The following is a 13,049-nucleotide window of genomic DNA, read 5'->3' as shown; positions in this document are numbered from 1 at the left end:
GATTGAGTGCGTATACATGACGCCGGTCTGCTTTTCGGGTGAACATGCAGGTCGGATATAAAGCGGAACCGGAATCCCCGGATCACGGGCCGGACGCCGCCGTCCAAGGTGACGCGAGGCTCCCGCACCGGGCCGGACCCGGAAGGGCCCGAAAAGTCACAGCTTAGGGCAGCAGACCCGCGCGACGTGCCGAGACCACCGCCTCCAGCCGGGTGCGGGCGCCCAGCTTGCGCATCGCCGAGCGCAGATACCCCTTCACCGTCTCCGGGCTGAGGCCGAGCCGCCCGGCCGCGACCGCGTTCGTCGCCCCCGCGGCGACCATCGCGAGAACATCCGTCTCGCGCGGGGTCAGGGCCACCGCCGGGGCCTCGCCCTCGGGCTCCGGCCGGGTGCCGGAGGCCGATTCGAGCCGGCCGCACACCGCCCACAGCCGCGCCCGCAGCTCCGGATCACTCACCCTGGGTGCCAGCTCGCGCAGTTCGCCGTAGGCCAGCCGCATCTCCTCGCGCTCCGCCACCCGCCGTCGCGCCTCGTCCCGTACCGCCAGCGCCTGCTCCACGTCCCGGGCCGCCGCCACCGCCGCGTCGAAGACCCGCTCGCCGATCGGCAGGGCGTCGCGCAGCGCGCCGTACAGGACCCCGCGCACCTCACGGCGGACGACGAGGGGCACCGCCATCACCGACCGCAGGCCCTCCGCCAGGACCGGACGGTCGTACTCGTGGGTGATGTGCCGGGCGGAGGCGTAGTCCGTGACCGCGCACGGCCGCGACAGCGCCAGACACCTCCCGCCGAGACCGGAACCGGTGGACACGGCCAGACCGCGCAGCGCGGGCGTCACCGCGCCGCTCAGTTCCGCGATCCGGATCACGCGCCCGTCCTGCGACAGCCCTCCGAACACCACCTGGAGGCCCGTGGAACGGCGCAGCCGCAGCAGTGCGGCGCGCACCTCCGCCGATTCGACCTGCTCGGGCACCGTGCGCTCCTTCTCCCCGGCCGGCCGGGGCCGGCCGCCGGACCACCCCCGAACGGGGGTGGTGAGACCTGGGTCACTGATTACACGATGTCCGGGATCGGTCCCGCAACGAGGAGGACACATGACGGCAACGAGCGCGGCGGAGCCCACGGAGGCGACGGAGAGGTTCCGGGCCGCCCGTGACTTCCTGCTGGAGCACCGCGAGGACTACGCGACGGCGTACGCGGGCTTCACCTGGCCCCGCCCCGACCGGTTCAACTGGGCGCTCGAATGGTTCGACGTCATCGCCGCGGGCAACGACCGCACCGCCCTGCACATCGTCGAGGAGGACGGCACCGAGACCAAGGTGTCGTTCGCCGCGATGTCCGAGCGCTCGAACCGGGTCGCGAACTGGCTGCGGGCTCAGGGTGTCCGGGCCGGCGACCGGATGATCGTCATGCTCGGCAACCAGGCCGAACTGTGGGAGACCATGCTCGCCGCGATGAAGCTGCGCGCCGTCGTCATCCCCGCCACACCACTGCTCGGCCCCGTCGATCTGCGCGACCGGGTGGACCGCGGACAGGCCCGGCACGTCCTGGTCCGCGCCGAGGACACCGCCAAGTTCGACGACGTGCCCGGCGGTTACACCCGGATCGCCGTGGGCCTGAAGGACCCGGAGGTGGACTGGCTGCGCTACGAGGAGGCGTACGGCGCGGCCGCGGAGTTCACGCCGGACGGTGTCACCCGCGCGGACGACACGCTGATGCTCTACTTCACCTCCGGCACCACCGCCCGCCCCAAGCTGGTCGAGCACACCCACACCTCGTACCCCGTCGGCCACCTCGCCACCATGTACTGGATCGGCCTGAAGCCCGGCGACGTCCACCTCAACATCTCCTCGCCCGGCTGGGCCAAGCACGCCTGGTCGAACCTCTTCGCCCCCTGGAACGCCGAGGCGACCGTCTTCATCCACAACTACACGCGCTTCGACCCGGCCCGGCTGATGGCCGAGATGTCCCGGCACGGCGTCACCAGCTTCTGCGCCCCGCCGACCGTCTGGCGCATGCTGATCCAGGCCAACCTCGCCCAGCTCGCCACCCCGCCGCGCGAGGTCGTCGCGGCCGGTGAGCCGCTCAACCCCGAGGTCATCGAGACGGTACGGCGCGCCTGGGGCCGCACCATCCGCGACGGCTTCGGCCAGACCGAGACCGCCGTCCAGGTCTCCAACAGCCCCGGCCAGCCGCTCAAGGAGGGCTCGATGGGCCGGCCCAGCCCCGGCTACCGGGTCACCCTGGTCGACCCGGTCAGCGGCCGGGCCGACGTCGGCGAGGGCGAGATCTGCCTCGACCTGTCGGCCGGTCCGGTGGGCCTGATGACCGGCTACCACGGCGACCCGGAGCGTACGGCCGAGGCCATGGCCGGCGGCTACTACCGCACCGGCGACATCGGTGCCCGGGACGCCGACGGCTACATCACGTACATCGGCCGGGCGGACGACGTCTTCAAGGCGAGCGACTACAAGATCAGCCCCTTCGAGCTGGAGAGCGCCCTGCTGGAGCACGAGGCCGTCGTCGAGGCCGCGGTCGTGCCCGCGCCCGACCCGCTGCGGCTCGCCGTACCCAAGGCGTACGTCGTCCTCGCGGCCGGCTGGGAGCCGGGCCCCGAGACGGCGAAGGCGCTCTTCGCGCACTCGCGCGAGGTCCTCGCCCCGTACAAGCGGATCCGCCGGATCGAGTTCGCCGATCTGCCCAAGACGGTCTCCGGCAAGATCCGCCGGGTCGAGCTGCGCAAGCTCACCGCGGACGGGACCACCGGCACCGAGTACGCCGAGGGAGATGTCGCGTGAGCGCCGCGGGAGCGCGGGAAGCCGGGCCGGCGGACCTCTCGTACGCGCACGGGGTGTCCACCACCCCCCTGCTCGGTGACACCATCGGCGCCAACCTCGACCGCGCCGTCGCCGCCTGGCCCGAGCGCGAGGCCCTGGTCGAGGTGGCCTCGGGGCGCCGCTGGACGTACGCGGCCTTCGGCGCCGACGTCGACCGGCTGGCCGGCGCGCTGCTCGGCAGCGGCGTACGGAAGGGCGACCGGGTCGGCATCTGGGCCGTCAACTGCGCCGAGTGGGTCCTGGTGCAGTACGCCACGGCCCGGATCGGCGCCGTGATGGTCACCGTCAACCCCGCCTACCGCGCCCACGAGCTGGAGTTCGTCCTGCGGCAGGCCGGGATCTCGCTGCTGTTCGCCTCACTCACCCACAAGACCAGCGACTACCGGGCGATGGTCGGTGAAGTCGGCCCGGCCTGCCCGGAGTTGCGCGAGACGGTCTACTTCGGCGACCCGACCTGGGACGCGTTCCTCACCCGCCGGGCCCCGGACGGCGTGGAGCCGGAGGGACTTTCCTGCGACGAACCGGTCAACATTCAGTACACCTCGGGGACGACCGGCTTCCCGAAGGGCGCCACCCTCTCCCACCACAACATCCTCAACAACGGTTATTTCGTGGGCGAGATGATCGCCTACACCGAGCAGGACCGGGTCTGTCTCCCGGTGCCCTTCTACCACTGTTTCGGCATGGTGATGGGCAATCTCGCCGTCACCTCGCACGGCGCCTGCATGGTGATCCCCGCCCCGTCCTTCGACCCGGCCGCGACCCTGCGCGCGGTCCAGGACGAGCGCTGCACCTCGCTCTATGGGGTGCCGACGATGTTCATCGCCGAGCTGAACCTGCCCGACTTCGCCTCCTACGACCTGTCCACGCTGCGCACCGGCATCATGGCGGGCTCCCCGTGCCCCGAGGAGGTGATGAAGCGGGTCGTCGCCGAGATGAACATGGCCGAGGTGTCGATCTGTTACGGCATGACGGAGACCTCGCCGGTCTCCACCCAGACCCGCCGGGACGACGACCTGGAACGGCGCACCGGCACCGTCGGCCGGGTCATGCCGCACGTCGAGGTGAAGGTCGTCGACCCGGCCACCGGCCTGACCGTCCCCCGCGGCGCGGCGGGGGAACTGCGCACCCGCGGCTACAGCGTGATGCTCGGCTACTGGGACGAACCGGCGAAGACCGCCGAGGTCGTCGACGAGGGCCGCTGGATGCACACCGGGGACCTCGCGGTGATGCGCGAGGACGGCTATGTGCGGATCGTCGGCCGGATCAAGGACATGATCATCCGGGGCGGCGAGAACGTGTACCCGCGCGAGATCGAGGAGTTCCTCTACGGGCACGCCAAGATCGCCGACGTGCAGGTCGTCGGGGTCGCCGACGACCGGTACGGCGAGGAGATCCTGGCCTGCGTGATCCCGCGCGACCCGGCCGATCCGCCCACGCTCGACGAGATCACGGACTTCTGCCAAGGCCGCCTCGCCCACTACAAGATCCCCAGGCGTCTGGAGGTCCTGCCGGAGTTCCCGATGACGGTCAGCGGGAAGGTGCGGAAGGTGGAACTGCGGGAGCGGTACGCGGCGGGGTGACCCGGGCGGTGACGGCACTGGGGCTTGTGACGGCGCCGGGGCCGGCCGGATTCCCGGTGGCGGTGGCGGTGGTGGAGGCGGTCCCGGGTGCGGTCTTTGTGCGCGGCGCCGTGATCTCGCGGCGCATGCAGACCCGGGGCCAGACGGCCAGCCCGTGCGCGGCCTCGGCCTGGCTGATCGCCCGCAGACCGTCGGTGAGCGCGGGATCGCCCTCGCCGACCCGGCGGAAGCCGAGCCGGGCGTAGTACGGGGCGTTCCACGGGACCTCGGTGAAGGTCGTCAGCGTCAGGGCCGTCAGGCCCTGCTCCCGGGCGGCGCCCGCGAGATGGTCGATCAGCGCTCGGCCGACGCCCCGCCGGGCGGCGTCCGGGTGCACCGACACCTGCTCGATGTGGGCGGCGCCGTCCACGGTGTCCGTGAGCAGATACCCGACGGGCCAGTCGGCTCCGTCCACCGCCACCCAGGCCCGGCCCTCGTCGCGATAGCCCGCGAGGACGTCCAGCGGCAGGGGGTCGTCATCGGCGATGGCGGCCATGCCGAGCGGGCGGAAAGCCTCGCCGGCGGCGCGTTCGATGTCCTGGAGGACGGTCAGTTCGGCCGCTTCGGCCGCTCGGATGCGCATACGTCAGTATGGCGCGCCGCGCGGGCCGCCCTCAGTCCGGCGTGCCGCCCGTACAGGAGGGCCCGTTCTCCGGGTTCCAGCCGAGTCCGCCGGCGTATCCGTCCTCGCCCCCGACCCGGCGCCCCAGGAGCCCGCCGTCGCGGGAGAAATGCGGCAGGAACAGGGTCAGCGCCGGGTCCCCGTACAGCGCCACGTACAGCAGTACGTCCCGGGCGTCCGGCACCTCGCGGCGGTGCTCGGGCAGCGGGTAGCGGTCCCGAAGGCCGCTCAGCAGCCGGCGGGCGGCCCGGGTCGTGGGCGGTACGCAGAGCAGGGCGGCGGCCAGGGCCACCAGCAGGGCGCCGAGCGCGAGCGCCGGCCCCGCCGCGCGGTTCGGCGGCAACGTGACGAGGATGCCCGCTCCCACCGTGACCGGCACGCAGGACAGCAGCACACGGGCCGCGCGCAGCCGTCCCGGCGAGCGCAGCAGACCCGTTCTGCCGAGCTCGGTGCTCAGCGCGTCGAGTGCCTGCCGGGCCTTGGGGCGGGTGGCCAGAACCCGTAGGGCCAGAGCGCGGTGCAGCGAGCGGTGAACCCCGAGCTGAAGCGGGTCGCGGGTGCGGCCGGCCCCGCCGTTGGCGCGAATCGTCCCCCGACGGCCGGCCGCCACCGCGCCCCGCTGGTGCAGGGCGACCAGGGCCACGGTCACGGCCGCGCGTGGTCCGCCGCGCAGCATCGCCAGTGCCTCCGGCGGCAGCTCCGGCCGCTCCGTGCTGCGGGTACGCAAAAGCAGGGCCGCCAGGACCAGTTGAACCAGAGCCGCGCCAAGGAACCACCACATCCCCGTTGTCATGGTGTTCACCCCCCGATGGTGTTGTGCCCGGGGGAGGGCCGGTCGTCACCCGTGAATGGCCGAAATCCTCAGGGAGGTACGGGGGTTCGGGGCGGGTCCGGTGGGGCGGCGGATCAGTCGGGGAACCGGCCGAGGAGCCGGCCGGGGGAGCGGTCGGGGGGACGGTCGGGGCAGGTCATGGGGCAGGTCACGGGGCTCCGGTGGAGACGAGTTCCCCGGCGTGTGTGGTGACGGGCTGCGGGGTGCCCGTGAGGTCGAGGACGAACAGCGGGACGCCGAGGCTCTCGGCGCGTTCGTGTGCCTCGGGGGTGTAGCCGGCCAGCGAGAAGCAGACGCTCACGGCCGAGTTGCTGAGCCCGTTGAGCCACAGGCACTCCACCGCGCGCAGCCCGGTCGGGCGGGTGCTCGGGTCCACCTGCGCGACGAGCCCCGGGCCGCGCAGGTCCACGGCCGTGGTCGCGCGCTCCTCCGGCTGGACGACCTCGCAAAAGCCGAGCCAGCGCAGATATCCGGCGGAGGCGGCGACCGCGTCCCGCGCGGTCCGGATCGTCACCGGCCGGAACGCCGCGCGCGGACCGGCGGCGCCGTCGTCCTCCGCGGCGAAGCCGTCGAGCTCCGGCGCGTCCGGGCCGGCCGCCCCGGAGCCGCCGGCGCCCGGACCGGTCGCCGACGCGCGCTCGGCGTCGGCGTGGGCATCGGTTTCGGCCGCGGACTCGGGGGCCTGGTCCTCTGCGCCGGTCGCCTGCCCGGAGGGCCCGCTCTCGCGCGCGTCGGGTCCGTACGCGCAGGACCCGGACATCCCCGGCGCGAATGCCTCCGGGAAGGCCCGGGGCCGCGCCGCTCCCGGCGCGTACCCGTCCGGCGCGTACCCGTCCGGTTCGTATCCGTCGGGCGGGTACGCGCCCGGGGTGCAGGTGTCCGGCGGGTGCGTCTCGGCCGGATACGCGCCGGGGGCACGGAGGCCCGGCGCGTCCGCGCCCGGTCCGTACGCCCCGGGATCCGGCGGTCCGCCCTCGCGCGCGCCCGGCTCCGCTACTCCCCGGACCGGCACCCGCAGGACCGCCCCGCACGGGCAGCCCACTTCCGGGTGCGGCCAGTCGGAGGCACGTGAGCAGAGCGCGCAGCGCACGGTGACCCATTCGTCCGACCAGGTGCGGTGGGTGATCACCGGGGCCGTGACGCCTCCGATCAGCGCGGGCGCGACCGGCGCGCCGCACGCGCAGGGGAAGGCGACAGCCGTGTACACCACCGTGCGAAGGCATTCCGGACAGTGCACCTGGACCGATTCACCCACACCAAACCCCCTTCGCGACGTGCGTTCCCATCGTCCACCAATCCGGGCCCGCGAGGGGGCGAGTTCGGCCATCACGCGGCACCGGGTGCGGCCCGGACGGGGCCGGGGGCGCCGGGTGTAGGGGGCTTCGCGGGTTCACCCGCCCGCCGAGGCCGTCTCTTGACGCCTTTTCGGCGCTCCGCCGCCGGTGCTTCCGTATCACGGAATGAAGCTTCCTCATGGCGGATTCGCTGGATCGGCGACATACCGAGCCCCGGCCGCATGACCACCGCGATCCGGCCGCTCCGGGCCGCCCGTACCCGGGTGCGGGCGGGGTGTCAGAAGTCGCCCGACGCGGCCCGGACGAGCACGGTGCCCGCCTCGGTCCGGTCGTACAGGACCGAGCGGCCCGCCCGGCGCCGCCGTACCAGACCGGCGTCGAGCAGCACCTTCAGATGCCGTCCCACCGACCCGAGCCCCTGCCCGGTCAGGGCCACCAGCTGACTGGTGGAGGCCGGGGATTCCAGCCGTACGAGCACCCCGGCCCGCGCCCGGCCGAGCAGCGTCGCCAGTGCCTCGGGCGCCCCCGCCGAGGACACGTCCGCGAGAGCACCCGCGCACGGGTACACCACCGCGAACCGCTCGGTGCCCTCCCAGGACACCCAGCCCGTGGCGAACGTCACCGGGACGAAGAGAAGCCGGCCGTCGGCCACCGAACGCGGTGGAAGATCGCGGGAGTTGACCTGGAGCCGGCCGTCGCCGAGCCAGCGCGTGCGGCCGGGGCTCAGCTCGTCGAGCGCCGCCGCCCAGCCGCCCCGGCCGAGCAGCGCGGTCCGCGCCGTGATGTCGGCCTCCAGTACGCGGCGCCGGCGTGCCCAGTCGGGCTGTACGGTCTCCTGCCACACCCACTCCAGGACCGTCGCCATCCGGTGCGGAAGGTCGGGCACCGTGCGCAGCGGCCCGGGTACGGGACCGCCGACCGCGACCTCCAACTGAGGCACGGCGTCGGCTGGTTCGGCGCTCCGGACGGCCACGACCTCCTCCTCGAAGGGCTGCTCACGCTCGCCCAGCGGGGGCGGGGTCAGGAAGTCCGCGTTCCAGGTGGGGCCGATCGCCGCCCGCACCAGAGCCGCGTCCAGCGGCTCGCCGGTCATCCGCCGCCGGTACGCGGGCAGATGGGCGCCCAGCCAGGACCGCTCGCCCGGATGGGAACCGGCCCCCGCGTGCAGGGTCTTCAGAGCCGCGACGGTCTCCGCGAGCGGCGAGATCACGAAACGGCTCCCCGCCAGGGAATCCGTACCGATCCGCCACCAGCCCATGACCGCATCGCCTCCCGCCCGTCCGGGGCTATGACCTTTCGCCGACGCGCGAAACAGTACCGACCGAACCGGCCGCTCACCCAGACTCCGGCGCATGCCCCGCTACCGTGATCTCTTCCGGGTCCCCGAATTCACCCCGCTCTTCCTCGGCGGAACCGCGCACGTCGCCGCCCAGACCGTCAGCGGACTCGGCCTCGCCACCCTCGTCTACCGCGCCACGGACTCGGCCCTGCTGTCGGCCCTCGCGATGTTCGGCCCGGCCCTCGCCCAACTCGTCGGCGCCACCACGCTCCTCTCGGCCGCAGACCGGCTGCCGCCGCGCGCCGTGCTCACCGGCGTTTCCCTGGTCTTCGCCGCCGGGACCGCGGCCCAGGCCATTTCCGGACTGCCCGTCGCCGCCGCCTTCGTGATCCTCTTCCTCCAAGGGCTCGTCGGCTCGGTCGGCGGGGGAGCACGGTACGGGCTGCTGGGCGAGATCCTGCCGCGCGAGCGCTACCTCATCGGCCGGTCCGCCCTCAACATGGCCACCGGTGTCAGCCAGATCGCCGGCTTCGCGGCCGGCGGCGGTCTGATCGCCCTGCTCTCGCCGCGCGGCACCCTGCTCACCGGCGCGGCGCTCTACCTCCTTGGCGCGCTGATCAGCCGGGGCGGCCTGTCGGCGCGCCCGCCGCGCGCCGCCGGGCGGCCCTCGGTCGCCGAGACGTGGCGGACCAACGCCCGGCTGTGGTCCGCCAGGCCGCGCCGGCTCGCCTATCTCGCCCTGTGGGTGCCCAACGGCCTGATCGTCGGCTGCGAATCGCTCTTCGTCCCGTACGCCGCCGACCGCGCCGGGCTGCTCTTCGCCTGCGCCGCGTGCGGCATGCTGGCGGGCGACATCGCCGTCGGACGCCTTCTCCCGGCCGGCCTGCGAGCCCGGCTCGCCGCACCTCTCCAGGCCCTGCTCGCCGCCCCGTTCCTGCTCTTCGCGTTCCGCCCCGGGCTGCCGCTCGCCCTCGTGGCGGTCACCGTGTCCGCCGTCGGCTACAGCGCCGGCCTGCTCTACCAGGAACGGCTCATCGCTCTCGTCCCTGACGACCTCGGCGGCCAGGCGCTCGGTCTGCACACCTCCGGCATGCTCACACTCCAGGGGCTGAGCGCGGCGCTCGCGGGCGGCATCGCCCAACTCGCCTCGCCCGCCACGGCGATGACCGTGATGGCAGCGGCCTCTCTGTTGGTCACGCTGGCGCTCGGGTACGCGGGCCGCCCGGGACGGCCGGCGGGCGCCGAAGAACGGGACCCGGTCCCGGCGAAGGCTCCGTGATCCGGGAGGAGACGCGCCGGTACGGCGAGAAATGCGGGAGCGCGGAACCGTATCCCAGGATCCGTGCTTCTCGCTGTGGTGAAGCCGGCCGTCGTGGCGGCCGCCGGGCGCTCCAGGGGGGAGTTCGGTGAAGGAGACCGAGAGGTTCGCAGCGAAGTGCCGGTCCGCGAGTCCCACGAGGGTCGGCGCTCATTTCGCCTGGCGGACAGGTATGTCCGGCTTACGGAGCGATCTCGGCGGGCTGTCGCGCTTGTCGAGAGATTCCCGCAGGTCGGGGGCTCCCGCCGGGCCGGGGGAGGGCCGTAGCGTGGGGGCATGGTGCGTTTGAGAGTGGAGTTCACGACCGAGCCGTTCGACCTCGACGAGGCGCCGGCGCACGCGGTCGTGGCTCGAGAGGTCATCCAGTCCGCGACGCTGGACGCGGTGGATGTGGGCCCCTTCGGCAACACGGTGGAAGGCGGCGCCGACGCGGTGCTGACGGCGGTCGACGCGCTGCTGCGCAAATCCCTGGAGGCCGGGGCCACCCGGGTCTCGCTCCAGGTCAATGTGATCGGCGAGCGCGCCGGTCAGGACCCGGCCGCCGCCGGTGCGCTCCCCGACGGGGGCGGGAGATGACCGAGCATCCGCTGATCGCGGCGGTGAAGCCGCTGGTCGACGCCGTCGGCGCCGAACTCCTCGGTCCCGAGCAGGCCGAGGGTGACGACGTCGTCCTCGCTTGGGAGGGCGAGGACGTGCTCGCCATACGGCTGCCGCGGCTGTCCGAGTCCCTGGACCACATCCTCGCGGCGATGGAGCGCGGGCACGGGATGCCGCTGGCCGCCCTCGATCGCAGGGCGAAGCAGGAAGTCGTGCGGACGCTGGAGGCGCGCGGCGCGTTCTCCATGCGTCATGGAGTGGAGACGGTGGCCGGTGCCCTCGGCGTCTCCCGCTTCACCATCTACAACTACCTCAATCGCGAGACCGCCCTGACCAGGGAAAACGCTGCCAAGGAGGTCTAGTTGGGGCCCTTCTCGGCTCTCGACGACCATAAGCCGTCGCCCGTGTTCCGGGGTGGCGGCTTTCCTGTCACCGGGTTTTCAACAAACTGTTGACGTGATGTTGCGGAGGGCGTTAGCTGTCCGCAGCCCTTCCGACGCACAGTGAAAAACGGCCACGGAGGCATCCCGTGACTCCAGGTACGACACCGGGCCTCACCCGGTTCAACACCTCGGCGGAGGGTGACGCCATCGCCGCGCTCCACGAGGTGTGCGCCGGCTCGGCGTGGGGGCGCGCGATCCTCGCCCGGCGCCCGTACGCCTCCGTCGAAGCCCTGCTCCTCGCCAGTGACGTCGCCACGGCCGGACTGACCGCCGAGGACCTGGCCGAGGCGATGGCGGGCCACCCGCCGATCGGGCGTCCCAAGGAAGGGGATCCGGCCTCCTCGCGCGAGCAGCGCGGGATGGCCGGTGCCTCCCCGGAGCTGAGAGCCGAGATGCTCGAACTCAACCTGGCCTACCAGGACCGCTTCGGCCATGTCTTCCTCATCTGCGCCACCGGAAGAACCGGCGAACAGATGCGCGACGCGCTCCGGGAACGGATCGGCAACGCGCCCGAGCGGGAGCGGGAGATCGCCCGCGCCGAACTGGGCAGGATCAATCGCATCCGGCTGAGCCGTCTCGTGGGAGCCACGGATCCCGGGGAGACCACGGAATCCGTGGAATCCGTGGAATCCGTTGAATCCGTGGAAACCGAGAAGGTCGTGGAATCCGTGGAGACAGAGGAGACGCACCGATGAGTTCCGGCACCACCGCCTCCGTGTCCACCCACGTCCTGGACACCAGCCTCGGCCGCCCGGCCGGGGGCGTCGCGGTCGCGCTCGCCGCCCGTGCCGGTTCCGGCGGGGACTGGACCGATCTGGGCGGCTCCGCCACCGACGCCGACGGGCGCTGCAAGGACCTCCCGGCCCTGCCGGCGGGCACGACCCATGTACGCCTCGACTTCGGGACCGAGGCGTATTTCCTGAGCGACTTGAGCAACCTGAGCGACCAGAGCAGGCAGAACAGGCAAGCCGAGGTGCGGCAGGACGCCCCCGCGAATCGGGACAGCGGTACGGCCGGTGTCTTCTTCCCGGAAGTGGCGATCACCTTCGCCGTCGTCCCGGGCGAGCACTACCACGTACCGCTGCTGCTCAATCCGTTCGGCTACTCCGTTTACCGAGGGAGCTAGCAGACCATGACAGCCCCATCCGACCCGGTGGTCCTCGGCCAGAACCAGTACGGCAAGGCGGAGAACCGCGTCGTCAGGATCACCCGCGACGGCGCCACCCATCACATCAAGGACCTGAACGTCTCCGTCGCCCTCTCCGGCGACCTGTCCGACGTCCACCTCACCGGCTCCAACGCCCACTGCCTCCCCACCGACACGACGAAGAACACCGTCTTCGCGTTCGCCAAGCAGTACGGCATCGAATCCGCCGAGCAGTTCGGTATCCACCTCGCCCGCCACTTCGTCTCCAGCCAGGAGCCGATCCACCGGGCCCGGATCCGGATCGAGGAGTACGCCTGGGAGCGCATAGCGGGCTCCGACGCCGACTCCCGTCCCACCGGCGCGAACCGGGCCGACCACTCCTTCGTCCGCAAGGGCCAGGAGACCCGCGTCACCCAGATCACCTACGACGGCGAGCGGTGGGAGGTGATCTCCGGCCTCAAGGACCTCGTCGTCATGAACTCCACCGATTCGGAGTTCTGGGGCTACATCAAGGACCGGTACACCACCCTCCAGGAGGCGTACGACCGCATCCTCGCCACCACGGTCTCCGGCCGCTGGCGGTTCAACTGGACCGACGACGAGCAGCGGATGCCGGACTGGGAGCGGTCCTACGAGCAGACGAGGAAGCACCTGCTCGAAGCCTTCGCCGAGACGTACTCGTACTCGCTCCAGCAGACCCTCTACCAGATGGCCTCGCGGATCATCACCCACCGCGCGGAGATCGACGAGGTCCGCTTCTCGCTCCCCAACAAGCACCACTTCCTGGTCGACCTCGAACCCTTCGGCCTCAAGAACGACAACGAGGTCTACTACGCCGCCGACCGCATGTACGGCCTTATCGAGGCCACGGTCCTGAGGGACGGCGCCACGGCGCGCATCCCGGTCGACATGACCAACCTCTAGGGCCCCGGCCCACCCCCACCCGTCCCGGGGGCCGGGCGGGGGTCCGCCGGGCCGGAGGGAACAGCCCGTGGCACGGCCCGCACCAAGGCCGGCAACCGCCGAAGGCCCGCGTTCCCGATCTCGGTGCGACCGG

Annotated in this window: 13 protein-coding genes; 8 read left to right on the top strand and 5 right to left on the bottom strand. The window is 72.5% G+C overall.

What is annotated here, in order from left to right:
- Positions 1-163: 163 nt before the first annotated feature.
- Positions 164-973, bottom strand: coding sequence for a LuxR C-terminal-related transcriptional regulator (locus tag ACGFRB_RS22185; RefSeq protein WP_393245200.1), 810 nt, complete (start codon positions 971-973; stop codon positions 164-166).
- Positions 974-1,094: 121 nt separating this feature from the next.
- Here ACGFRB_RS22185 and ACGFRB_RS22180 point away from each other — a divergent pair, with 121 nt between their 5' ends.
- Positions 1,095-2,798 (top strand): AMP-binding protein, encoded by a 1,704-nt coding sequence (locus ACGFRB_RS22180; RefSeq protein WP_393245198.1) that lies wholly within the window; start codon positions 1,095-1,097, stop codon positions 2,796-2,798.
- On the top strand, positions 2,795-4,420 hold the full coding sequence (locus tag ACGFRB_RS22175) for an AMP-binding protein (protein ID WP_393245196.1): 1,626 nt from the start codon (positions 2,795-2,797) through the stop codon (positions 4,418-4,420). The genes ACGFRB_RS22180 and ACGFRB_RS22175 overlap by 4 nt, the downstream gene beginning before the upstream one ends.
- Here ACGFRB_RS22175 and ACGFRB_RS22170 read toward each other — a convergent pair.
- The 4 genes from ACGFRB_RS22170 to ACGFRB_RS22155 form a co-directional block, all read right to left on the bottom strand.
- Positions 4,368-5,042 (bottom strand): GNAT family N-acetyltransferase, encoded by a 675-nt coding sequence (locus ACGFRB_RS22170; protein WP_393245194.1) that lies wholly within the window; start codon positions 5,040-5,042, stop codon positions 4,368-4,370. The two genes, ACGFRB_RS22175 and ACGFRB_RS22170, sit on opposite strands and share 53 nt — an antisense overlap.
- A 31-nt stretch (positions 5,043-5,073) precedes the next feature.
- On the bottom strand, positions 5,074-5,874 hold the full coding sequence (locus ACGFRB_RS22165) for a TIGR04222 domain-containing membrane protein (protein WP_393245294.1): 801 nt from the start codon (positions 5,872-5,874) through the stop codon (positions 5,074-5,076).
- Positions 5,875-6,061: 187 nt separating this feature from the next.
- The gene (locus tag ACGFRB_RS22160) at positions 6,062-7,123 is read right to left on the bottom strand and encodes a hypothetical protein (RefSeq protein ID WP_393245192.1); all 1,062 of its coding nucleotides are present in this window, start codon (positions 7,121-7,123) and stop codon (positions 6,062-6,064) included.
- 362 nt (positions 7,124-7,485) lie between these two features.
- Positions 7,486-8,466 carry an ArsR family transcriptional regulator gene (locus tag ACGFRB_RS22155; protein ID WP_393245190.1) on the bottom strand — a complete coding sequence of 327 codons (981 nt, stop codon included), beginning with the start codon at positions 8,464-8,466 and terminating at the stop codon, positions 7,486-7,488.
- A 94-nt stretch (positions 8,467-8,560) separates the two neighbouring features.
- Here ACGFRB_RS22155 and ACGFRB_RS22150 point away from each other — a divergent pair, with 94 nt between their 5' ends.
- The 6 genes from ACGFRB_RS22150 (at position 8,561) to pucL (ending at position 12,916) form a co-directional block, all read left to right on the top strand.
- Positions 8,561-9,766, top strand: coding sequence for an MFS transporter (locus tag ACGFRB_RS22150; RefSeq protein WP_393245188.1), 1,206 nt, complete (start codon positions 8,561-8,563; stop codon positions 9,764-9,766).
- Between the two features lie 318 nt (positions 9,767-10,084).
- A complete protein-coding gene (locus ACGFRB_RS22145; RefSeq protein WP_393245292.1) occupies positions 10,085-10,381 on the top strand; it encodes a thiamine-binding protein in 297 nt (98 codons plus the stop codon).
- Positions 10,378-10,764, top strand: coding sequence for a helix-turn-helix domain-containing protein (locus ACGFRB_RS22140; RefSeq protein ID WP_361232711.1), 387 nt, complete (start codon positions 10,378-10,380; stop codon positions 10,762-10,764). Before ACGFRB_RS22145 ends, ACGFRB_RS22140 begins: the two co-directional genes overlap by 4 nt.
- Before the next feature lie 167 nt (positions 10,765-10,931).
- Entirely contained in the window at positions 10,932-11,540 is a 609-nt protein-coding gene (gene uraD, locus ACGFRB_RS22135; protein WP_393245186.1) for a 2-oxo-4-hydroxy-4-carboxy-5-ureidoimidazoline decarboxylase, read from the top strand.
- Entirely contained in the window at positions 11,537-11,971 is a 435-nt protein-coding gene (gene uraH / locus ACGFRB_RS22130) for a hydroxyisourate hydrolase (protein WP_393245185.1), read from the top strand. The genes uraD and uraH overlap by 4 nt, the downstream gene beginning before the upstream one ends.
- A gap of 6 nt (positions 11,972-11,977) precedes the next feature.
- On the top strand, positions 11,978-12,916 hold the full coding sequence (gene pucL, locus ACGFRB_RS22125) for a factor-independent urate hydroxylase (protein ID WP_393245183.1): 939 nt from the start codon (positions 11,978-11,980) through the stop codon (positions 12,914-12,916).
- The last annotated feature ends 133 nt before the right edge of the window (positions 12,917-13,049 follow it).

This window comes from Streptomyces sp. NPDC048718, assembly GCF_043198875.1.
In the GTDB taxonomy this organism is placed as follows: Bacteria; Actinomycetota; Actinomycetes; order Streptomycetales; family Streptomycetaceae; genus Streptomyces.
This window is presented reverse-complemented; position numbering and strand designations above follow the sequence as displayed.

What these genes read in the sequence shown, in the direction of transcription:
- ACGFRB_RS22180 (WP_393245198.1), top strand. Translation starts at nt 1,095, where the DNA reads ATGACGGCAACGAGCGCGGCGGAGCCCACGGAGGCGACGGAGAGGTTC.
- ACGFRB_RS22170 (WP_393245194.1), bottom strand. Translation starts at nt 5,042, where the DNA reads ATGCGCATCCGAGCGGCCGAAGCGGCCGAACTGACCGTCCTCCAGGAC.
- ACGFRB_RS22165 (WP_393245294.1), bottom strand. Translation starts at nt 5,874, where the DNA reads ATGACAACGGGGATGTGGTGGTTCCTTGGCGCGGCTCTGGTTCAACTG.
- ACGFRB_RS22155 (WP_393245190.1), bottom strand. Translation starts at nt 8,466, where the DNA reads ATGGGCTGGTGGCGGATCGGTACGGATTCCCTGGCGGGGAGCCGTTTC.
- ACGFRB_RS22150 (WP_393245188.1), top strand. Translation starts at nt 8,561, where the DNA reads ATGCCCCGCTACCGTGATCTCTTCCGGGTCCCCGAATTCACCCCGCTC.
- ACGFRB_RS22140 (WP_361232711.1), top strand. Translation starts at nt 10,378, where the DNA reads ATGACCGAGCATCCGCTGATCGCGGCGGTGAAGCCGCTGGTCGACGCC.
- uraH (WP_393245185.1), top strand. Translation starts at nt 11,537, where the DNA reads ATGAGTTCCGGCACCACCGCCTCCGTGTCCACCCACGTCCTGGACACC.
- pucL (WP_393245183.1), top strand. Translation starts at nt 11,978, where the DNA reads ATGACAGCCCCATCCGACCCGGTGGTCCTCGGCCAGAACCAGTACGGC.